The 19,755-nt window shown below is 69.7% G+C and carries 19 protein-coding genes; 4 read left to right on the top strand and 15 right to left on the bottom strand.

Annotated elements, in window-relative coordinates:
- Position 1 precedes the first annotated feature (1 nt).
- Entirely contained in the window at positions 2–1,273 is a 1,272-nt protein-coding gene (locus AMK58_RS27730; protein ID WP_035682732.1) for a TRAP transporter large permease, read from the top strand.
- Between the two features lie 81 nt (positions 1,274–1,354).
- Positions 1,355–2,125: a GntR family transcriptional regulator gene (locus AMK58_RS27725; RefSeq protein ID WP_035682730.1), complete on the top strand. Its 771-nt coding sequence runs from the start codon at positions 1,355–1,357 to the stop codon at positions 2,123–2,125.
- Positions 2,126–2,135: 10 nt separating this feature from the next.
- Here AMK58_RS27725 and AMK58_RS27720 read toward each other — a convergent pair whose 3' ends face one another.
- The 5 genes from AMK58_RS27720 to AMK58_RS27700 all read right to left on the bottom strand — a co-directional run bounded on the left by AMK58_RS27720 (position 2,136) and on the right by AMK58_RS27700 (position 7,313).
- Positions 2,136–2,963, bottom strand: a complete 828-nt coding sequence (locus AMK58_RS27720; RefSeq protein WP_059399713.1) for an ABC transporter permease — start codon at positions 2,961–2,963, stop codon at positions 2,136–2,138.
- Complete coding sequence (locus tag AMK58_RS27715) at positions 2,960–3,874, bottom strand: ABC transporter permease (protein WP_059399712.1); 915 nt, start codon at positions 3,872–3,874, stop codon at positions 2,960–2,962. The genes AMK58_RS27720 and AMK58_RS27715 overlap by 4 nt, the downstream gene beginning before the upstream one ends.
- Before the next feature lie 50 nt (positions 3,875–3,924).
- Complete coding sequence (locus AMK58_RS27710) at positions 3,925–5,490, bottom strand: ABC transporter substrate-binding protein (protein ID WP_051140956.1); 1,566 nt, start codon at positions 5,488–5,490, stop codon at positions 3,925–3,927.
- A 200-nt stretch (positions 5,491–5,690) separates the two neighbouring features.
- A complete protein-coding gene (locus AMK58_RS27705; RefSeq protein WP_035682724.1) occupies positions 5,691–6,746 on the bottom strand; it encodes a helix-turn-helix transcriptional regulator in 1,056 nt (351 codons plus the stop codon).
- Between the two features lie 159 nt (positions 6,747–6,905).
- Positions 6,906–7,313 (bottom strand): glycine-rich domain-containing protein, encoded by a 408-nt coding sequence (locus AMK58_RS27700; protein WP_035682722.1) that lies wholly within the window; start codon positions 7,311–7,313, stop codon positions 6,906–6,908.
- A gap of 489 nt (positions 7,314–7,802) precedes the next feature.
- Here AMK58_RS27700 and AMK58_RS27695 point away from each other — a divergent pair, with 489 nt between their 5' ends.
- A complete protein-coding gene (locus tag AMK58_RS27695) occupies positions 7,803–8,429 on the top strand; it encodes a hypothetical protein (protein ID WP_143265656.1) in 627 nt (208 codons plus the stop codon).
- A gap of 52 nt (positions 8,430–8,481) precedes the next feature.
- Here AMK58_RS27695 and AMK58_RS27690 read toward each other — a convergent pair whose 3' ends face one another.
- The 10 genes from AMK58_RS27690 to AMK58_RS27650 form a co-directional block, all read right to left on the bottom strand.
- Positions 8,482–10,992, bottom strand: coding sequence for a sensor histidine kinase (locus AMK58_RS27690; protein WP_079285263.1), 2,511 nt, complete (start codon positions 10,990–10,992; stop codon positions 8,482–8,484).
- Positions 10,979–11,653 (bottom strand): response regulator transcription factor, encoded by a 675-nt coding sequence (locus AMK58_RS27685; RefSeq protein WP_035682711.1) that lies wholly within the window; start codon positions 11,651–11,653, stop codon positions 10,979–10,981. The genes AMK58_RS27690 and AMK58_RS27685 overlap by 14 nt, the downstream gene beginning before the upstream one ends.
- 156 nt (positions 11,654–11,809) lie before the next feature.
- Positions 11,810–12,688: a universal stress protein gene (locus tag AMK58_RS27680; RefSeq protein ID WP_035682710.1), complete on the bottom strand. Its 879-nt coding sequence runs from the start codon at positions 12,686–12,688 to the stop codon at positions 11,810–11,812.
- A 13-nt stretch (positions 12,689–12,701) separates the two neighbouring features.
- Positions 12,702–13,373, bottom strand: a complete 672-nt coding sequence (locus AMK58_RS27675; protein WP_035682708.1) for a TerC family protein — start codon at positions 13,371–13,373, stop codon at positions 12,702–12,704.
- A gap of 27 nt (positions 13,374–13,400) precedes the next feature.
- Positions 13,401–14,933, bottom strand: coding sequence for a tripartite tricarboxylate transporter permease (locus tag AMK58_RS27670; RefSeq protein WP_035682707.1), 1,533 nt, complete (start codon positions 14,931–14,933; stop codon positions 13,401–13,403).
- 27 nt (positions 14,934–14,960) lie between these two features.
- Positions 14,961–15,449, bottom strand: a complete 489-nt coding sequence (locus tag AMK58_RS27665) for a tripartite tricarboxylate transporter TctB family protein (RefSeq protein WP_035682704.1) — start codon at positions 15,447–15,449, stop codon at positions 14,961–14,963.
- A gap of 69 nt (positions 15,450–15,518) precedes the next feature.
- Positions 15,519–16,496: a Bug family tripartite tricarboxylate transporter substrate binding protein gene (locus AMK58_RS27660; protein ID WP_236778361.1), complete on the bottom strand. Its 978-nt coding sequence runs from the start codon at positions 16,494–16,496 to the stop codon at positions 15,519–15,521.
- A 61-nt stretch (positions 16,497–16,557) separates the two neighbouring features.
- On the bottom strand, positions 16,558–17,529 hold the full coding sequence (locus tag AMK58_RS27655; protein WP_035682702.1) for a Bug family tripartite tricarboxylate transporter substrate binding protein: 972 nt from the start codon (positions 17,527–17,529) through the stop codon (positions 16,558–16,560).
- Between the two features lie 51 nt (positions 17,530–17,580).
- Positions 17,581–17,748 carry a hypothetical protein gene (locus AMK58_RS31015; protein ID WP_167555945.1) on the bottom strand — a complete coding sequence of 56 codons (168 nt, stop codon included), beginning with the start codon at positions 17,746–17,748 and terminating at the stop codon, positions 17,581–17,583.
- A 183-nt stretch (positions 17,749–17,931) separates the two neighbouring features.
- Positions 17,932–18,684: a TSUP family transporter gene (locus AMK58_RS27650; RefSeq protein WP_035682714.1), complete on the bottom strand. Its 753-nt coding sequence runs from the start codon at positions 18,682–18,684 to the stop codon at positions 17,932–17,934.
- Positions 18,685–18,807: 123 nt separating this feature from the next.
- Here AMK58_RS27650 and gcvA point away from each other — a divergent pair, with 123 nt between their 5' ends.
- A complete protein-coding gene (gene gcvA, locus AMK58_RS27645) occupies positions 18,808–19,722 on the top strand; it encodes a transcriptional regulator GcvA (protein WP_059399709.1) in 915 nt (304 codons plus the stop codon).
- Positions 19,723–19,755: the final 33 nt, after the last annotated feature.

Here is a 19,755-nt window from a genome sequence, read left to right as displayed (position 1 = left end):
CATGACCACCATCGTTGCCGTCGTCAGCCTGCTGTTCTTCGTGGCGGCGGGCGTGCACATCGCCCTGGCGCTGGGCGTCATTGCGGTCGGCCTGCTGACCTTCAACTTCAACATCCCGGTCGTCCTGGTCGCGCAGATGGCCTGGGACTCCGTGGACAAATACGCGCTGGTCTGCATCCCGTTCTTCATCTTCGCCGGCAACCTGATGTCGCGCGGCAACCTCGCGCTGGTCATCCTGGAGCTGGTCGGGACGATCATCCGCTACTTCCGCGGCGGCATTGCCCTGGCGCTGGCCATGTCCAGCGTGTTCTTCGCGGCGGTCAACGGCTCGTCGGTGGCCTGCGCCGTGGCGCTCGGCCCGGCGGCGGTGAAGCTGATGCCGAAGGAGGGCTATCCGCCCCGCTTCGCCGCCTCGCTGGTGGCGGTCTGCGGCACGCTGGGGCTGATGATCCCGCCGTCGCTGACCTTCATCCTGATCGGCTCCATCGTCGGGCTGCCGATCACCGACCTGTTCATCGCCGGCATCGTGCCCGGCCTGTTCGAGGCGTTCCTGCTCGGCCTCACCACGCTGATCGTCAGCCGGATCAACGGCTACGGCCATGTCGGCGAGCGTCCGGACTGGAAGGGCTTCGGCCAGCGCCTGCCGGGTGCGGCCGGGGCGCTGATGATGCCGGTGCTCATCATCGGCACGATCTACATGGGCTGGTTCACCCCGACCGAGGTGTCGGCGCTGGCCGCCATCTACGCGGTCGTCCTGGTGACGGTGGTCTACCGCACCGCCAACCTCGTCGCGGTGTGGGAGACGGCGCGGGAGTCGGTCCTCCAGACCGTGATGATCTACGGCGTGCTGCTCGGCTCCGGCCTGCTGACCGCGGTGCTGACCCGCCTCGGCCTGTCCGCCGAGCTGACCGCGATGCTGAAGGAGGCGCAGGTCTCCCCCTTCGAGTTCCTGCTGGCCGTCAACCTGCTGCTGCTCGTCATCGGTATGTTCCTGGACGGCGTGTCGATGATCGTGCTGCTGGCGCCGATCCTGTTCCCGATGGCGCAGGCGGTGGGGGTGAACCCGATCCATTTCGCCGTCATCATGACCGCGCTGGTGGAGGTGGCGACCCTGACGCCGCCGGTCGGGCTGAATCTGTTCGTGATGAGCCGCATCACCAAGATGCCGCTCCACTCCATTGTGAAGGGGGTGCTGCCCTTCTACGGGATGCGGGTGGTGGCGCTGGTCGTCATCAACGCCGTCCCGGCCCTGTCGCTGGTCCTGCTCACGTAAGCCGTCCCTCGCGGAACATCCTCGTACGCCGGTTGCATCGGCGCTCCGGCTCGTCCATCTTCCGGCATCATGAGGGATGCGATGTCGGACGAAGCGGACAGCCTGAAGGACAACAGCGGTGCGGCGGAGCGGGTGGAAACCCCGCTCTACCAGGAGATCGTCCGCAAGCTGCTGGAGGAGATCGACGCCGGCGCCTACGCCGTCGGCGACCGCCTGCCGACCGAGCAGGAACTGTGCAGCCGCTTCGCCGTCAGCCGCCACACGGTGCGCGAGGCGCTGCGCCGGCTTCAGGAGATGGGCTACATCCTGCGCCGCCAGGGGTCGGGTTCGGTCCTGGCGGCGCGCCGCGCCGACGGGCGCTTCGTCAACTCCATCAGTTCCCTGGACGAGCTGGTCCAGTACGCCACCTCGACCCGGCTGGAAATCCTCTCGGTGGACCGCATCATCGTGGAGGAGGAACTGGCCGGGAGGCTGGGTTGCCGCCCGGACACGCAGTGGTTCCGCGTCAGCGCGCTGCGCCGCACCCGCGAGACGTCGGAACCCTTCTCCTACGTCGAGGTCTACATCGACGCCGCCTTTTCCGACGTGGTGCGCAACCTGGAGGTGGTGCAGTACGCCATCTACACGGTGCTGGAGCAGCGCTACGGCGTCCGCATCGCCGAGGTGATGCAGGACATCGAGGCGGCCCCGGCCAGCCTGAACGTCGCCTCGCGCCTGCATGTCCCGCCGCAGTCGCCGATCCTCGTCATCACGCGGCGCTATTTCACCGACGACGGGCGTCTGGTCGAGATCGCCGTCAACACCCATCCGGGCGCCGGTTTCCGCTACACCATGTCTCTGCAGCGGCGCTGAGAGACGGGCCTCACGGCCGGCGGAACGGTGCGCCCCGTGGGTCGAGGCCCTCGCGCAGCCCCTCGGCCAGCAGGTTGACGGCCAGCGCGATGACTGCGACGGTGACCGTCGTCGCGGCGATCAGGTGGGGGGCGTCGCGGAGGTTGGTCAGCCCGTCGCGGATCAGGGTGCCCAGCGACACCGAAGGCTCCTGGATGCCCAGCCCCAGGCCGCTCAACGTCGCCTCCGCCACCATGACCGGTCCGATGGACAGGGCGGCGCGGATGGCGACCGGGCCGGCGACCGCCGGCAGGAGATGACGGCCGACCGTGTGCAGCGGCCCCGCACCGAGGGCGGTGGCGGCCCGCACATGTTCGGCGGTGCGGTTCGACAGGGCCAGCGCCCGGCACCAGCGAACCTGCGAGGGCCACGCCGCCAGGGCGAGCGTCAGCACCACGGCCTCCGTGCCCGGACCCAGCAGCGCGGACGCGACGATGGCAAGCGACAGCTCGGGAAAGCCGTGCAGCAGGTCGGCCAGCCGAAGCACCGCCGCGTCCGTGCGCCCGCCGATCCAGCCGGCTACCCCGCCCGACGCAACGCCCAGCCCCACCGCCAGGGCGAGCGACAGCCCGGCGATGGCGAAGGAGGTTCCGGTTCCGGCGATCAGCCGGGCGGCGACGTCGCGGCCCAGCCCGTCGCAGCCCAGCGGGTGATCGGCGGACGGTCCGGCCCAGGCCTGCCCGAGATCCATGGTGGACGGGTCGAGTGGCAGAAGAAGAACGGCCAGGGCCAGCGGCACGGCCAGAGACGCGGCGAGCAACAGGCCGGCGCGTCCGGCGGGCGAGCGCGTGACGGTCATGGCGGCTCCCCATCTCCATGCGCCCCAGCCCCATGCACCCCATCGTCGCGCAGCCGCGGGTCGGCGAGCCCGATCAGCAGCTCGGCGGTCAGGCTGATGGCCACCTGCAGCAGGACGAAGACCAGAACGGCGGCCCCGGCCACCGTGTGGTCGCGCGCCAGCACCGCCTGGACGGTCAGCCGCCCGATCCCCGGCAGGGCAAAGACCGTCTCCACCGCCGCCGTGGTGGTGAGGACCGTCCCGGCCACCGATCCGACCGCCGCCGCCAGCGGCACCAGGGCGTTCGGCAGGGCGTGGCGCAGCAGAACGGCGACCCGACCGAGCCCCTTGGCCTGCGCGGTGCGGATGAAGTCGCGTCCCAGCACCTCCATCACCTGGGTGCGCGTCAGGCGGGCGATCATCGCCGCCGCCGGCAGGGCGAGCGCCGCCACGGCCCAGGGCGCCGTACCGGACCCCGCCAGCATCAGCCACGTCGCCAGCGCCAGCGGCGGCACCGACAGGGCCAGCACTGACCCGATGGTGAGGGCGGTGCCCGGCCATGCCCGCCGGAGATCGGCCGCGGCGAGTCCCAGCGTGAGCCCGAAGGGCAGCGCGAGCGCTGCGGCGCCCGCCAACAACCCCAGCGTCACCGGCAGGGCGTCGCCCAACAGCGCCGTCACCGGCACGCCGCCGTAGCGCAGCGATTGGCCGAGATCGCCCCGCAGCAGGTCCAGCGCGTAGGATAGGAATTGAACGGTCAGCGGCTGGTCCAGTCCGGCGTCTTCCCGCATGCGGCGGATCAGGTCCGGGTCCGCGGTCCGCCCGTCGACCATCAGCGAGATCGGGTCGCCGGGAAGCGCGTGGGAGGCCAGAAAGCTCGCCAGTACGGCGGTTCCAGCCAAAAGCAGCAGGCGCGGCAGGCGCCGCCCCAAGCGCCAAACCAATCGCCAGTACAGACCGTATCGGCCGAACCGGCGTCCCGTCATGGCAACCGGGCGGCGTGGTAGTCGGTCGTGCCGTCGGGTCGGATGACCAGCCCGGTCACGCCTGGCCGCACCAGCGCCACGAACTGCGGCACCGGCAGCGGCAGCGCCACGGCCTGGTCCCGGAGCAGGGCCTCGGCGTCCCGGTAGAGCGCATTGCGGGCGGCGGGGTCGGCGAGACCGCGTGCCCGCTCCATGAGCCGGTCGAAATCCGGGCTGTGCCAACGGCTGCGGTTGGTCGGGCTGGCGCTGTGCCATTGAGTGGCGAGCTGGTCCATGGGATCGGGGAAATCCGCCGTCCAGCCGTTGATGAACAGTGCCTCGTGCCCCTCGTTGATCGCCGCCACGAAGGCCGCGCGCTCCTGGATGCGCACGCTGACCGGAATACCCAGGACTGCGGTGAGCTGGGCGGCGAAATAGGTGGCCTCTTCGCGCACGTTGGGGCCACCGGCGATCTGGAGCGGCGGCAATCCACGACCCCCGGCATGGCCGGCCTCGGCCAGCAGTGCCCTGGCCCGCTTCGGATCGGTCGGGGTCAACGGCACCGCGTCGGGCTGATAGCCGCCCAGGCCGGGCGTGACGAAGCCGTTCGTCAGCAGCGCCCGCCCGGCATGGAGCCCATTCACCGTGGCGACCCGGTCCACCGCATAATGGAACGCCTCACGCACGCGCCGATCGCGGAAGGGCGGGTACAGATCCTGGTTCAGGGCGAGATAGCGCACCTGAGCGCGGGCGAAGGCCATGACCTGCCCATCGTAGCGCGGCTGGCGGACCACGGTGCGCACGGCGTTGTCGGGGAGCGGTGCGACGTCCAGCTCTCCGGCGTCGTAGCGCGCCAGCAGCGTGTTGGTGTCGGGCAGCACCGCCAGCGACACCGCGTCCACGGCGGGGGCACCGCCCCAGTAAGCGGCGTGGGCATCCAGGCGCACGGACTCGCCGCGCCGCCAGGACGTAAGGCGGAACGGCCCGGTGCCGCCGGACGCCCGCTCGTGCCACGCCGGTCCGAACTCCGCCTCCATGCCGCGGTCGACGAACAGAAACGGGTAGAGCGGGAACAGCGCGTCGGGTTCGGTCAGCCGGACGATGAGCGTGTGGGGATCGGGAATGGCGACGCCGGGCAGCGAGGCGACGGTTCCCTGCTGCAACGCTGCGGCCCCCTCGATGCCGCGCAGGTAGAAGGCGCTGTAGCCGGGCTGGGGCTTGCGCGTCAGATGGTTTTCCCAGGTCCACAGGACGTCGGCGGCGGTGAATGGGCGTCCCGAATGGAACCGCACGTCCGGGCGCAGGGTGAAACGCCACGTCCGCCCGCCGTCCGGCGTCTCCCAACGGGTGGCCAGCGCCGGAACGGCGTTGCCGACGGCGTCGATGGCGGTGAAGCCCTCATAGACCTGCCGCAGGACACCGGATGAGACCAAGCCGGGAAAGGCGAACGGATCGATGGTCGTCAGATCGTCGGACAGGCTGGCCCGCAAGGTTTCCGCCGCTGCCGGAAACGCGGCGCCCGCACCACCGGTCACGATGGACAGAACGGTCAGGAGCAGGCGCAGAGCGGCGGGCAGGGGCATGATGAGGGACGTTGCGGGGCGATAGGGGCGGGACGATGGGCGGAAAATGGGAAGAACAGACGCCCCTGCCTCCTTCACGGCCTCCGGCCAGAGCGGAACCGGAACTGCACCGGACGTCCGCCATATGTATGCACAAGAGTGCGTCCATATCCAGGTATTCGCGCAGCCGGCGATGCATCGGGCAGCATACCCGGATTCGATCAGACGCGCGACCCGAAATGCCAGCAGATCATCGTCACCTGCCGCACGATTCCCGCTTGGTTGCGCAGCCCCGTCTTGCCCAGGATGGACGAGACCTGATTGTAGACGGTCCGCCGCTCCACCCCGCGATCCTCGGCGATTTCGTCGACGCTCCGGCCGGAGCACAGGGCCAGCGCGATCTCGGCTTCCGATCCGGTGATCTGGAGAAGCTCGGCGACGGCGCGCGCCGACACGGCTGGCAGGATATCCGGATCGACGAGGGTCAGGAGGAGGATGCCGGTCATCGGGCCGCCGCTTCCGACGCTCTGGGCCGGCGGTTCCGACAGGGTGGCGAAATAAGGCGACGGCTGGTCCAGGCGCGACACGCGCAACGTGATCGGCGTACGGGTGCGGCGGCGGAAGAAGCCGGCGGCCCGCTTCGACAGCTCCGCCTGTTCGGTGGGTGCGTCCGGGATGTTCAGCCGGCCGCCGACCAGGGACAGCCCGTCCCCCCGCGCCACGATGGAGGCGAAGGACTGGTTGCCGTCGATGACCTGGCAGCGCGGCGTCAGAAGCGCCGCCGGGTAGGGTAGGGCGTCGAGAAGCCGGACGACGAAGGAGGGCTGGCCCGACGGCGGCAGGACGCCGCCGCCGTTGAGGGAGATCAGGCTGTCGAAGCCGCCCCGGACGCTGTCTTGGACGTTGCTGGTGACGTCGCGCCGGATCTGGTACCACCAGCCGTCCGTGTCGTCCAACCGCTCGTAGGTGATCTGGATGACCCGCCCGTCGGAATGGAGCGTGAAGGACTGCCAGAACCGGTTGAACCGGCGGAGATCCTCGGCATAGCCGATCCATCGCGCCGGATCGGAATAGATAGTGTCCGAGCTGAACTTCTTGTGCTTCACGCACTCCCACACGATGTCGCGGAACGTCACCGAGCGTGAGAAGTCGATGAAGGGATAGATCGTCTTCTGCTTGTCGTTGGTGGCCAGCAGCGTGTCGCTCTTGTCGAAGACGGTGAGCGCGGCGTTCATGTCCCGGGCGCGGCTGGAGAGGTCGTGGACCAGATCGGACATCAATCCTTCCTCCCTTTCGCTGCCAGGGGTGGCAAGATGCGCCCCCGACCGTGGCCTGGGCCGCCGATCAGGGGAGCGTTCGCGGAGCGCGCTGCCAATCGTATGACTTTAGCAGCAAAACAACCGCATCATGCAACGATCAATACGATGGTATGACGCTCAGGCCGCCTCGACCGTGAGGTAGCAGCCGGCGAGTTCCTCCGTTCCCAGTTCCACGCCGAGCGTCGTCCGGAAGGCGTCCTGGGTGTTGGCGACGGCCTTCTGCCAGGCGGCGGCGTCGGGAGCGTCCGGGTGATGATGGACCCGGGCGCCGACCAACCGCATCATGTCCGCCTCGTAGCGGTCCATGAACAGGATGTGCTCGTGCCAGGCCGCGTCGGCCGCCTTCGTCGGGACCAGAATCAGGTTCGGCTTCGCCGCGACCACGACGAGGAACTGGCGGTAGGCCTCGACCGACGCCGTGGCCTGATCCGACGTGTAGCCGGCCATTTCGAGCCGCTTGTTGATGAAGGAGAGGTCGAGGTTCGCCGGCTGCACGGACGAAACGCGTTCGCTGTTGTCGTTCATTCTCGATGGTCCTTTCAGAAGGGAATGAGATTCACTTCGGTCCTCAACGCCCTCCGCCCGATGACGCCGGCCCGTGCCTTGCGGGAAAACGTTGCCCGCGGTGGCATCCGGCAGGATTCAGACGAGAGGTGTCCTGACCGGCGGTGTCCCGCCGGCCGGTGCCTGTGCCTGGCACCGTTCGGCTTGATCCGGCTGACGCCGTGGGCAAGCCGCCAAGGCTGCGTTCGCGTGCGCCGCGCGTCCCGTACGTTCTTGCAACAGGCCCGCCATGCGCCCCTCCTGCATACCCGGGTGTATCATAGTAGCGGTTGTGCAAGCGCTCAAGAACATATCGCGTATTTGTATTGAATCTATCGATTACAGTTTCTCGGAGTGGAATACATACGCATTCATTTTCGCCTGGGTGAGTGCTGATTCTTGTGAAACATCTCACTTGATAGGATCGTTTCCGTTGCTATCCGCTGAAGAGTTGGTATCTTCGGCGAGAGGTTGCAAATCCATGTCAGCGTCATGGGGTTCCGGATGCAGGACCGGCCAGCACATCCTTTTTCTTCGCCATGGCTCAACGGACTGCTCGCAGAGGCTTTGCGGCGTCCGGTTCTTGATGGGGCCGAGGACGCTTTGATCCTTGCGGATCTTTTCGCAGCCGTTCCCCCATCCCCCGTGGATGCGATCGCCCTGGCCTCGCGGGCCAGCGGCTGGCTGCGCGAGGCGGTGGCGACGGCGCGTGAACAGCCTCCGCATCGGGTGGGCCGGGACCTGAGGAGCTTCGCCGACTACATGGTGGAGGCGGTGCGGCTGATGCAGCGGCACGGCCACTTCCAACACCGCAACGACCGGCAGCGCGTGAAAGCTCTTTTGAAGAAAGCGGGCGGGCGAGAAACGGTGCCGGACCGCGCTGCCGCCGCGGAGCGTCTGCTGGCCGCCGCCGAAAGTGTGGACGCGGGGCAGTCGGATGCGATCGCTGAAGCGCTTGCGCCGCCGGGCGGCCTCGACTCCGCGACGACGGTGCTGCTCGGGCTGGCGGCCTTGCCGGTGGACAAGCGCCGGGCGCGGCTGCACGGCATGGGCATGGCCCTGCGGGCGTCGGCGCCGCCGGGCGGCTGGAACGGGTGAGGCGTCGCGTGGGACAGCGGGTTTTCGGGCGGGTTTTCGGAAGGTCCCTGGCTCAGGGCAGCAGGATTGCCGACTGCCATTGCTGCAGGAACCGCTCCCGCTTCAGCCGGTCGAGGAACACCAGCAGGGCCGGGCTGAGCGCGATGGGGTGCAGCGGCGCCGCCGTGCTGGAGCGCAGGCCCGACGCCGAGGCTTCCCGCTTGATGCCGGAGGAGATGGCGTAGAGGGCGGAGCGGTCGGCGACCACCTCCTGCCCGCGCGGCGACAGCAGATAATCGATGAACGCCCCGGCAAGCTGCGGGCGGGGCGCCGTCTTGGGAATCACCGCGACGCGGGAGATGACCAGCGTGTAGTCCTCCGGCACCACGATGCCGATCGCCGCCCCCGCCGCCGCCCGCGCCCGCGCGTAGGAGCCGAGGACGTTGTAGGCGATCAGCACTTCCCCGCGCTCCACCAGATCGAGGATGTCGCCGGAGCAGCAGGCCAGCCGCGCCTGGGCGTTGCCCATCATTGCGACGAGCTGCCAGTACTGGCCGAACAGCAGGGCGTCGTGGGCGGCCAGCAGATAGCCGATGCCGCTGGTGGCCGTGTCGTAGGTGGCGACGCGCCGGCCGAAGCGCACCGGGTCGTCGCGCAGCAGCCGGATCAGCGCCGGGCGCGTGCGCGGCACCTCCGCGTCCGGCAGGAGGTCGCGGTTGTAGGCGATCACGGCCGGCTCGAAGGTGAAGCCGAACGCCTCGTCCCGCCAGTTCGCCCAGTCCGGCAGAGCGTCCGTCAGGGCGGAGCGGTGGGGCTGGGTGAAACCGTCGTTGACCAACTTCACCTGCAGGTCGGAGGCGGAGCTGATGAGCAGGTCGGGCGTCTCCGCCGTCCCCTTGGCCGGCGTGGCCACCGCCTCGGCGTAGAGGTCGGCGGTGTCCATGTCCTTGTATTCGATGGTGACGTCGGGGCGGAGCTGCTGGAAGTCGAGGACCAGCGGCTCGATGGCCTGCCGGTCGGTGGCCGAATGGATGCGCAGCCGCTCCCGCTCGCCGCCGGGGGCGGGGTAGGTGAGCAGCTGCGCCGCCTGCGCCCAGGGCGCCCAGAGCAGGGTGACGAGGACCAGAAGGGGAAGCAGGGCCCGCGCCGCGCCTCCGCCCGCCGGGGCGGCGCCACCCGCCTCCGGGAAGTCGATGCGCGCGACCAGCCCGCCGCCGGGGCGGTCGAGCAGCGCGAACGCCGCCCCGTGGGCCTCCACCACCGAGCTGACGATGGCGAGGCCGAGCCCGCTGCCCGCCACCCCGGCGGCGGAGCTGCCGCGCCCGAACCGCTCCAGCACGCGCCGCTTCTCGGCGTCCGGCACGCCGGGGCCGCGGTCGACGATCTCCACGCGCAGGCCGCGCCCGTCCGGTCGCGGGGTCAGCGTCAGGTCGATGGGGCCGGACGGGCCGGCGTACTTCACCGCGTTGTCGAGCAGGTTGGTCAGCGCCTCGCGCAGGCTGATGGCGTCGCCGGGGACGGTGGCCGGCTCCGCCGCGCGGTCGATGTCCAGGCGGATCGCCGTGTCGCCGGCCACCGCCCGGGCGCGCTGGAACACCTGCTCCAGCAGGGCGCCGAGATCGACGTCCTCCGGCTTCAGCGCCTCGCTGCGGTGGATCACCATGGCGTGGTTGAGGAGCTGGCTGGTCAGCTGGCTGGCCTCCACCGCGTTGCGGTGCACGCGTTGGGCGATGCGGTGCAGGGCGTCGGGGTCGTCCTCGTCGATGGCGAGTTCGGCCTGCAGGCGCAGGCTGGCCAGCGGCGTGCGGATCTGGTGGGCGGCGTCGGCCAAAAAGGTCTGCATGGTGTCGAGGTTGGATTGGAGCCGGGCCATGAGCTGGTTGATCGCCTGGACGAGCTGCGAGACCTCCTGCGGCGGCGGCATGGCGATGGGGGAAAAGTCGTGAGGCTGCCGCTCGCGGATCATCCGCTCCAGCGAGCCCAGCGGGGCCAGCGCCTGCCGCACGCCGAACCAGATCAGCCCGCCCGCCGCGACCACGGTGAAGGCGATGGGCAGGAAGGCGTTCGCCAGGATGTCGCGGGCCAGCGCCCCGCGCTCCTCCCGCGTCTGGGCGACGGCGATGGTGATCCAGCCGCCAAGCTCCGGCTGCGCCGCGAAGCGCTTCAGGACGGCGATCCGCACCGGCATGCCGCGGAAGCTGGCGTTCTCGAACCGGGTGGCGGGGTCGCCGCCGGAAGCACCGGCGACCCCGGCCTTGGCGGGCGCGACCGGCAGGTCGTGGTAGCCGGTGACCAGCTCGCCGTCCGGCGCGGTGATCCGGTAGAACACGCGGTCGCGCCGCGCCTGGGCCAGGATGCCCAGCGAGGAGTAGGGCAGGTCGACGGAGAAGCGCCCGTCCTCCACCCGCACCGTGTCGGAGATCGACAGCGCCGACGCCATCAGCAGCCGGTCGAAGGCGGCGTCGGCGGCGCGCTGGGCGTAGGCGCTGACGAACAGGAACAGCCCGGCGGTCAGGACGGCCAGCACGCCGAGCAGCCGGATGAACAGCCGCCGCCGCAGCGAGAATCCCTCAGCCTTCGGCACACACTTCCGCCACATACCCCAGCCCCCGAACCGTCCGGATCTCCACCGACGCGCCCTCCAGCTTGCGCCGGAGGCGGGAGACATACAACTCGATGGCGTTCAGCGCGGTGGGCTGGTCGAGGCTGAACAGCCGGTCCATCAGGTCCTCCTTGGACAGGACGGTGTTCAGGTTGCTGAGGAACAGCTCAAGCAGCCGGAACTCGCGGCCTCCGAGATCGACGGGACGCGCGTCGATCAGCACCTTTTTAGCCGCGGCGTCGAAGACCAGATTGCCGAACTGCGTGCGCGAGGAGGCGAGCCCGTGCGAGCGGCGCAGCAGGGCGCGGCAGCGGGCTTCCAGCTCCCGCAGGTCAAAAGGCTTCACGATGAAGTCGTCGGCGCCGAGGTCGAGCAGGTCGACCCGGACATTGACCTGCGAGCGGGCGGTCATCACCAGGACCGGTGTGGCGTCGCGGCGCTGGCGCAGGCGGTTCAGCAGCGTCTGCCCGTCCACCCCCGGCAGCATGATGTCGAGCAGGACGAGCTGATACGCCTCCTGGCGCAGCAGCTCCTCCGCCTCGTCACCGGTCGGCGCCCAGTCGACGGCGTAGCCCAGCTTGCGCAGCCGGTGGACGATGGCGTCGGCCAGATCCTCGGTGTCCTCGACGACGAGTATGCGCATGGTCCGTCTCCGGCCTTTACAAACCCTCTCCCCTCCGGGGAGAGGGTGGCCCGAAGGGCCGGTGAGGGGGATGCGCGTGGCGCTACGTCCGGCACAAGTGCAATCCCCTCACCCTAACCCTCTCCCCAGAGGGGAGAGGGGACATGAATCCATGTATCAGTGCGCCATGAAGATGGGAATGGCGGGTGGCTCGCGCAGCACGTCCAGCGTCACGCCACCCCACACCCGTTCGCGGACGCGGCTGTGACCGTAGGCGCCCATCACCAGCAGGTCGCAGCCGGCCTCCGCCGCTGTTTCCTGCAAAGCCCGGCCGACCGCACGGCCCGACGCCGTGACTTTGCGGATGGTCGCCGCGATACCGTGCAGGGCGAGGTAGGCCGACAGGCGGTCGGGGTCGGACGTGCGCCCGGGATCAGCGACCTCCGCCGATAGGATGACCGCCTTGCCGGCGCGTTGCAGAAGCGGCAGAGCCGCTGCGACCGCCCGCGAGGCCGCGGCCCCGCCGTCCCAGGCCACGGCGACCGCGGAGCCGACCGACGCCGGTTCGGCCGTCGGGGCCAGCAGCAGCGGGCGGCCGGAGCCGAACAGGCTGGCCTCGATGGCCGGACCCATGGCGTTGGTGCCGTCGGATGTCTGGGCGATCACCACCAGATCGGCGAGCCGCGCCTCCTCCGCCAGCGTCTCCGCCAGCGGGCCGGTCGCCTGCTGCCAGGAGGCGGACAGGCCGTCTGCGCCCTCGCCGCCGCCGGTCAGGCTGTCCGCCTCCACAGCGGCGAAGCGGCCGCGGAACTCCTCGAACAGCGCGTGGGCGGAATCGACCACCCGCGCCTGATCCTCCTGCCCGATGCGGATGAGCTGCTCGACCAGCGCCTTGGGGATCGCGGCGCTTTCGACGGAAGTGCGGATTTCGACCTGCGGCATGACGCTCAACCCCTCCACATGGGCGCGGAAGCGGTCGGCGAGCAGGAAGGCCGTGGCGATGGCGCGGCGGTCCAGCGGCCGCCCGGTCAGGGGAACGAGTACCTTCTTGATCATCGGATTCGCTCCGTCACGATAGCCAGGAGGTGTGCATGAGGACTTCGTTGCTGCCGCGCCAGATCATGTCGAGCGCCACATAGGTGATGATGGCGAGACCGACCCAGCCGATCCAACGGTGCTTGTGCAGGACATGCGCGATCATGTTGGCCGCCGCGCCCATCAGGACGACGGAGAGCAGCAGCCCGATCACCAGGATGGTCGGGTGGTCCTTGGCCGCACCGGCCACCGCCAGCACGTTGTCGAGCGACATCGACACGTCGGCGACCACGATCTGCCAGATGGCGGCACCCACCGTGACGCCGCCGACCGCAGCGCCGGCGGCGGCGTTCCCGGACACCCCCACCGTCGCGTCGGGGGCGTCCATCGCTTCGTCGGGCGCCACCTCGTCCGTCCCGTGGGAGCGCAGCTCGCGGTACATCTTCCAGCAGACCCAGAGCAGCAGCACGCCGCCGGCGAGCGTCAGCCCGATGATGGCGAGGAGCTGGGTGGTGATGAGCGCGAAGAAGATGCGCAGGATGATGGCGGCGCCGATGCCCCAGAAGATCACCTTGCGGCGCTGGGCCAGCGGCACCGCGGCGGCGGCCATGCCGACGACGATGGCGTTGTCGCCGGCCAGCACGAGGTCGATGGCGACCACCTGCCCGAGGGCGGCGAGCTGCGACCAAAGATCAACGCTTTCCATGGAGAAGTCCTTCGCGGGATGGCGGTCTTACGTCGCGGGATGGGTGCCGGACGGGGAGGCGCCGTTGCTCTTGGCCGCGCCGTTACTCCGGTAGCGCAGGACCATCGGGCCGATCACCAGCAGGGCGGCGACGATCAGCAGGGCCGCCGAGATCGGGTGGGTCAGGAAGACCGACGGGTCGCCCTGGCTGATGGCCAGAGCGCGGCGGAACTGCTGTTCGGCCAGCGGCCCCAAAATCAGCCCGACCACGCAGGGCGCCACCGGAACGTTCAGAACGCGCATGCCGAAGCCGAGCAGCCCGATCACCCACAGGATGACCAGATCGATGACGTTGTTGTTCAGCGTATAGGCGCCGAGCGACGAGAAGACCAGGATGCCGGCGTACAGCCAGGGCCGCGGGATCAGCAGCAGCTTCACCCAGAAGCCGACCAGCGGCAGGTTCAGCACCAGCAGCAGCACGTTGCCGATGTAGAGGCTGGCGATCATGCCCCAGACCAGCTCGGGGTTGTTGTCGAACAGCGTCGGGCCGGGCTGCAGGCCGTATTGCTGGAAGGCGGCGAGCATGATGGCGGCGGTCGCCGAGGTCGGCAGGCCGAGCGAGAGCAGCGGCGCCAGCACGCCGGCGGCCGACGCGTTGTTGGCGGCCTCCGGACCGGCGACGGCCTCGATGGCGCCCTTGCCGAACTCCTCGGGCTTCTTCGCCAGACGCTTCTCGACCAGATAGGACAGGAAGGTCGGGATCTCGCTGCCGCCGGCCGGCAGGGTGCCGATGGGGAAACCCAGCAGCGTGCCGCGCAGCCACGGCTTCCACGAGCGCGCCCAGTCCTCGCGGCTCATCCATTTGGAGCCCTTGAGCGCGTAGATCTCCTCCGTCTCGAAGCGGTGGCGGGAGGCGACGTAGAGCGTCTCGCCGACCGCGAACAGGCCGACCGCGACGACCACCGTGTCGATGCCGTCGAGCAGCTCCGGAACGCCGAAGGCCAGCCGCGCCTGACCGGTCTGCATGTCGATGCCGACCAGACCCAGCGCCAGCCCGAGGAACAGGCTCGCCAGACCGCGGGCCAGCGAGCTGCCCAGCACCGCGGTGACGGTGGTCAGCGCCAGAACCATCAGCGCGAAATACTCGGCCGGTCCGAACAGCAGGGCCATCTTGACCATCAGCGGGGCGACGAAGGTCAGCGCCGCGGTGGCGATGGTGCCGGCGATGAAGGAGCCGATGGCGGCGGTCGCCAGCGCCTGGGCGCCGCGGCCCTGGCGGGCCATGGCGTGGCCGTCGATGGCGGTGACGATGCTGCCGGACTCGCCCGGCGCGTTCAGCAGGATCGAGGTCGTCGAGCCGCCGTACATCGCGCCGTAATAGATGCCGGCGAACATGATGAAGGCGGAGGTCGGCTCCAGCCCGTAGGTGACCGGCAGCAGAAGGGCCACGGTCAGCGCCGGACCGATGCCGGGCAGCACGCCGACCGCGGTGCCCACCGTCACGCCGATCGCCGACCACAGCAGGTTGTAGGGGGTCAGCGCCACGAGGAAGCCGTGGCCCAGGGCGGCAAGGGTGTCCATTGTGCAGTTTCCTTCCCGAAGCGGGGCTTATTCGGCGTCGGCTGACGTGAGCCGTTCGACGAGGCTGCCCTCGGGCAGGTTCAGGCCGAGCCCGTAATTGAAGGCCACGAAGGTGAAGGCGGCGAGCGCCAGCCCGATGGCGAGATTGACCATCAGCCGCCGGCCGCCGAAGGCGCGGGAGACCGCGGCGAACAGGATGGTGGTGGAGGGAATCCAGCCCAGCGTGTCGAGCAGCAGGAACTGAACGGCCAGCCCGGCCGCGACCAGCGCCACCGCCCAAAGGTCCAGCTCCAGCCCCTCGGCGTGGGCGATGGCCCCGGCGAAGGCCTCGCGCAGCAGGGACAGCCCGACCAGGACGAGGCCGCCCGAAATCAGGTAGGGAAACAGGGCGGGGCCGACCACCGCCCGGCCGACGCTCGGGGTCAGCATGGTTTCGACCGCGATCAAGCCCCCAAGGGCGATCAGCCCGCCGCCCAGCACCGCCTCTCCGGCGCGCATGCTCCGACCGGTGGTCATCGCTTCATCCTCCCAGACTGTTTTTTGCGGACCGGCGGGCGCGGCGACCGCGCCCGCCTGGTTCGGTCCTTACTTCACGAGACCGATGTCCTTCAGCGTGCCTTCGATCTGGGCGCGCTCCTGCTTCAGGAAGGCGGTGAACTCGGCGGTGGGCTGGTAGAGGTCGATCCAGCCGCGCTGCTTCACGGCCTGCTTCCACTCGTCGCTGGCGACGGCCTTGGCGACGGCCTCCTGAAGTTCCTTCAGCTCGGCCGGCTTGGCCGATGCCTGGGCGAAGACGCCGCGCCAGTTCACGAACTCCAGGTCGACGCCCTGCTCCTTCAGGGTCGGCGTGTCGGATCCCGGCAGGCGCTGCGGGGCGGAGACGGCGATGGCGCGCAGCTTGCCCGCCTGGAACTGCGGGGCGAACTCGCTGTAGCCGCCCATGCCCAGCGTCACATGGCCGCCGAGCGCCGAGGCCAGCAACTCGCCGCCGCCCGCGGTGGCGACGTAGTTGACCTTGTTCGGATCGACGCCGACCGCCTTGGCGATCAGGCCGGCGAGGATCTGGTCGCTGCCGCCCGCCGAGCCGCCGCCCCAGGAGACCGAGCCGGGGTCTGCCTTAAACTTCTGGATCAGATCGTCGAAGGTCTTGATGGGCGAATCCGGCGGAACGACGATGGCCGTGTACTCGCCGGTCAGCCGGGCCAGCGGGGTCACTTGGTCGAGCGTCACCGCCGACTTGTTGGTAACGATGGCGCCCAGCATGATCTGGCCGCCGACCAGAATCGTCGGCGAGCGCTTCTTGGCGGTGACGAACTGGGCGAGGCCGACCGTGCCGCCGGCGCCGGGGATGTTCACGACCTGGATGTTGGAGGCCAGCTTCTGATCCTGGAGGACCTGCTGGAGGGTGCGGGCGTGCTGGTCCCAGCCGCCGCCGGGGCTCGCCGGGGCGATGATCTCCAGCCCCTTGATCTCGGCCAGCGACGGGGTGGCGGCGAGGGTGGCCGTGGCGAGGACGGCGGCGGTCAGGACGCCCTTCACGGCGCCCGGCATGCGGATGGTCATGACGCTTCGCTCCATGGCTTTGTTTTGTTTTGAAACCCGGCGGATCACCGCCGGCTGTCGGTCACTTGACGAGGCCGAGTTCCGTCAGGACGCCTTCGATCCGGGTCCGCTCGTCCTTCACGAAGGCGGCGAACTGGTCGGGCGGCAGGTAGAGGTCGATCCAGCCGCGCTCCGCGGCGATGCGCTTCCAGTCGTCGGTGCGGACCATGGCGCCGACCGCGTCGTCCAGCACCTGCTTCTCCGACGCCTTCAGGTTGCCCGGCGCCATCACCGCGCGCCAGTTCACCAGCTCGACATCCACACCCTGCTCCTTGAAGGTCGGGACGTCGATGCCGGGAAGGCGCTGCGGGGCGGAGATCGCCAGCGCGCGCAGCTTTCCGGCCTGGAGCTGCGAGGCCATCTCGTTGTAGCCGCCGGTCGCCACGGTGATGTGGCCGCCGAGCACCGAGGCCATCATCTCGCCGCCAGCACCGGCGGCGATGTAGTTCATCTTGGACACGTCGCCGCCGATCGCCTTGACCAGCAGGCCGTAGAGGATGTGGTCGGGGCTGCCAACGGCGAAGCCGCCCCAGGAGACCGAGCCGGGATCGGCCTTGAACTTCTTCACGAGGTCGTCGAGCGTCTTCAGCGGCGAATCCGCGGCCACGACGATGGGCTGGTACTCGCCGGTCAGGCGGGCCAGCGGGGTCACCTGATCGAGCGACACCGGCGACTTGTTGATCAGGATCGCCCCGATCATGCCGAGGCCGGAGATCATCAGGCCGGGGTTGCGCTTCTTGGCGGTGACAAACTGGCTGAGGCCGATGGTGCCGCCGGCCCCCGGAATGTTGACCACCTGGACGCTGGAGGCCAGCTTGTGTTCCTGAAGCACCTGCTGCATGGCGCGCGCGTGCTGGTCATAGCCGCCGCCGGCGTTGGCAGGGGCGATGATCTCCAGATTCTTGATCTCCGCGGACGCGGGAGCGGCGAACAGGGCGGCAGCGGCCAGCACGGCCGCCGCCAGCATCCCCTTGGCGGGGTTGCCGAGGCTCATGGTGTTTCCTCCGAATGGAATTTTTGTTTTTTGGACGGCGCTTGGCGCGCCTTACGGTGCCTTGGCGTCGGGGTGCTGCGGACGCGCCTCGTAGAGGAGGACGGAGCCGCCGGCCCCCGCGCCGCAGGCGGCGCCATAAAAGAGTGGGGTGCGCTGGTCCGCCGATGCGGTCTTCGCCGTGGGTTCCGCCGGTTTCCTGGCTGCGGATTCGGTCGCCATGGTGGAGGTTCCGGGAACGGTGGTTGGTTGTTCCAACTGTTTAACAGGCGAACCTGTCATGAACCTGTCAGCCACCACCCAGGCACGCAAAATTTCGGCGCTCCACCCGGAAGAGGCGGAGACCGGTCTTCGGCGGTTTTTCCCCCGCCGGGGTGATGGGAGGGGGCAAACGCCCCCCGGATCCTACCGCACCACCAGCAGGAACAGCCCCTGGCCGAGATAGACGGTGCCGGTCAGGGCGACCAGACGCTGGCTCCAACTGCGGAACTGGGCGTCGCTCATCGCGTCGAGCACGCGGCGCGACAGGTTCGTCCCCAGGACCGCCATGCCGATGCACAGGGCCGTCACCGTGATGTCCAGCGCCTCCGTCTCCGACGCGGCGACGAGGGAGCCAAAATAGACCGTCTTGAACAGGTGGCCGAAGACCTGCATCGTCGCCTTGGTCGCGACGACGCTCTGCCGCGACAGGCTGGACTTCACGAAGAAGACGTCGAGCAGCGGCCCCGAGATGCCGGCGATCAGCTGCACGCCCATGCACAGCAGGCCGGCCAGCGTGCTGTGGCCGCGCCGCGACACGTTCGGCGACCAGTGCGACGGGACGGCCATCGCCATGAAGGGCGACAGCCCCAGCAGGATCAGTGATTCTGCCTTGCCGGGCACGTAGCGGATCAGGGTGAAGACGCCGACCGCCACCGCCCCGCCCAACAGGAACCGGGCCACGATCCCCCATTGCACGTGCCGCCGCCACAGCCACGCCCGCCAGCCGTTGGCGGTCATCTGCGTGATCCCGTGCAGCAGCATGGCCGAGGACACCGGCAGCAACACCAGCAGCAGCCCCATCAGCACCATGCCACCGGCCATGCCGAACAGGCCCGACAGGAACGAGGTCACCAGCGCCGCAAGGCCGAGTCCGAGTGTCAGGGGAACCGTCAGCATCCCGCTCATCCGAAAGTTTTCTTTGGCTGTGGACGGCATGATGCCCTTGGCGCGCTTGCGCCGCAAACGGGATTGTCTGATGCTGACCCCCAGGAAATGTTGGGGTGTATGGAGAGGAATCGGATGCGGCGCCTGCCATCGCTGAACGCCTTGCGGGCGTTCGAGGCCGCGGCCCGGCACGGCAGCTTCACCGGGGCGGCGGGCGAGCTGAACGTCTCGCAGGCCGCGGTCAGCCGCATGGTGCGCCTGCTGGAAGAGCGGATGGGCTTCCCGCTGTTCGAGCGGCGGGCCAACGCGCTGGAGCTGACCGACCGCGGGCGGGCGCTGCAGCCCGGCCTGACCGGCGCCTTCGACGCCATCGCCGACAGCGTGGAGCGGGTCGCCGCCATGCGCGACGGCCCGGTGCTGACGCTGGGGGTGGGCGCCACCTTCGCGGTGCGCTGGCTGATCCCGCGCCTGTCGGCCTTCCACGAGAGCCACCCCGACGTGGAGGTGCGCATCGCCACCGGCGGCGCCGGCGCGCCGATCCGCGAGGACTGGACCTGCGCCCTGCTGCTGGGCGACGGGCATTGGCCGGGCTACGAGGTGGAGGAGCTGTTCACCGCCGACATGCTGCCGGTCTGCGCGCCGGCTCTGGCGCGGAGCCTGCGCCGTCCGGAGGATCTGCTGTCGGCGACGCTGCTGTCGGTCTCGCATTGGGCGGACGACTGGCCGCACTGGTTCGCCTCGGCGGGGCTGGCGCCGCCGGCCGTGAAGGGGCTGTCCTTCGGCAGCTACGCCATGACCCTGCAGGCGGCGGCGGACGGGGTGGGGGTGGCGCTGGGGGCGCGGCTCTACATCGCCGACGATCTGGCGGCGGGCCGGCTGGTCACGCCCTTCGCGCTGGCCGTGCCGATGGGGCGGGCGTGGTATCTGGTCTCGCGCCCGGCGCGGCACCGCGAGCCGGGCTTCACCGCCTTCCGCGACTGGCTGCGCGCCGCCGTCGGGTCGCCCGACTCCGAAAAGAAAAGACCGCCGGAGAATGCCCCGGCGGTCTGAAGTCGCACTTTGGAGAAACGTCATTCGGCGGAA

Origin of the sequence: Azospirillum brasilense (assembly GCF_001315015.1) — a bacterium.
GTDB lineage: Bacteria > Pseudomonadota > Alphaproteobacteria > Azospirillales > Azospirillaceae > Azospirillum > Azospirillum brasilense.
This window is presented reverse-complemented; position numbering and strand designations above follow the sequence as displayed.

Excerpts from the sequence above, each read along its gene's own strand:
- AMK58_RS27705 (WP_035682724.1), bottom strand. The coding sequence starts at position 6,746 with ATGTCCGATCTGGTCCACGACCTCTCCAGCCGCGCCCGGGACATGAAC.
- AMK58_RS27655 (WP_035682702.1), bottom strand. The coding sequence starts at position 17,529 with ATGAGCCTCGGCAACCCCGCCAAGGGGATGCTGGCGGCGGCCGTGCTG.
- AMK58_RS27650 (WP_035682714.1), bottom strand. The coding sequence starts at position 18,684 with ATGCTGACGGTTCCCCTGACACTCGGACTCGGCCTTGCGGCGCTGGTG.
- AMK58_RS27730 (WP_035682732.1), top strand. The coding sequence starts at position 2 with ATGACCACCATCGTTGCCGTCGTCAGCCTGCTGTTCTTCGTGGCGGCG.
- AMK58_RS27685 (WP_035682711.1), bottom strand. The coding sequence starts at position 11,653 with ATGCGCATACTCGTCGTCGAGGACACCGAGGATCTGGCCGACGCCATC.
- AMK58_RS27710 (WP_051140956.1), bottom strand. The coding sequence starts at position 5,490 with ATGCCCCTGCCCGCCGCTCTGCGCCTGCTCCTGACCGTTCTGTCCATC.
- AMK58_RS27675 (WP_035682708.1), bottom strand. The coding sequence starts at position 13,373 with ATGGAAAGCGTTGATCTTTGGTCGCAGCTCGCCGCCCTCGGGCAGGTG.
- AMK58_RS27725 (WP_035682730.1), top strand. The coding sequence starts at position 1,355 with ATGTCGGACGAAGCGGACAGCCTGAAGGACAACAGCGGTGCGGCGGAG.
- AMK58_RS27700 (WP_035682722.1), bottom strand. The coding sequence starts at position 7,313 with ATGAACGACAACAGCGAACGCGTTTCGTCCGTGCAGCCGGCGAACCTC.
- AMK58_RS27680 (WP_035682710.1), bottom strand. The coding sequence starts at position 12,688 with ATGATCAAGAAGGTACTCGTTCCCCTGACCGGGCGGCCGCTGGACCGC.
- AMK58_RS31015 (WP_167555945.1), bottom strand. The coding sequence starts at position 17,748 with ATGGCGACCGAATCCGCAGCCAGGAAACCGGCGGAACCCACGGCGAAG.
- AMK58_RS27665 (WP_035682704.1), bottom strand. The coding sequence starts at position 15,449 with ATGACCACCGGTCGGAGCATGCGCGCCGGAGAGGCGGTGCTGGGCGGC.
- AMK58_RS27670 (WP_035682707.1), bottom strand. The coding sequence starts at position 14,933 with ATGGACACCCTTGCCGCCCTGGGCCACGGCTTCCTCGTGGCGCTGACC.
- gcvA (WP_059399709.1), top strand. The coding sequence starts at position 18,808 with ATGCGGCGCCTGCCATCGCTGAACGCCTTGCGGGCGTTCGAGGCCGCG.
- AMK58_RS27660 (WP_236778361.1), bottom strand. The coding sequence starts at position 16,496 with ATGACCATCCGCATGCCGGGCGCCGTGAAGGGCGTCCTGACCGCCGCC.
- AMK58_RS27720 (WP_059399713.1), bottom strand. The coding sequence starts at position 2,963 with ATGACCGTCACGCGCTCGCCCGCCGGACGCGCCGGCCTGTTGCTCGCC.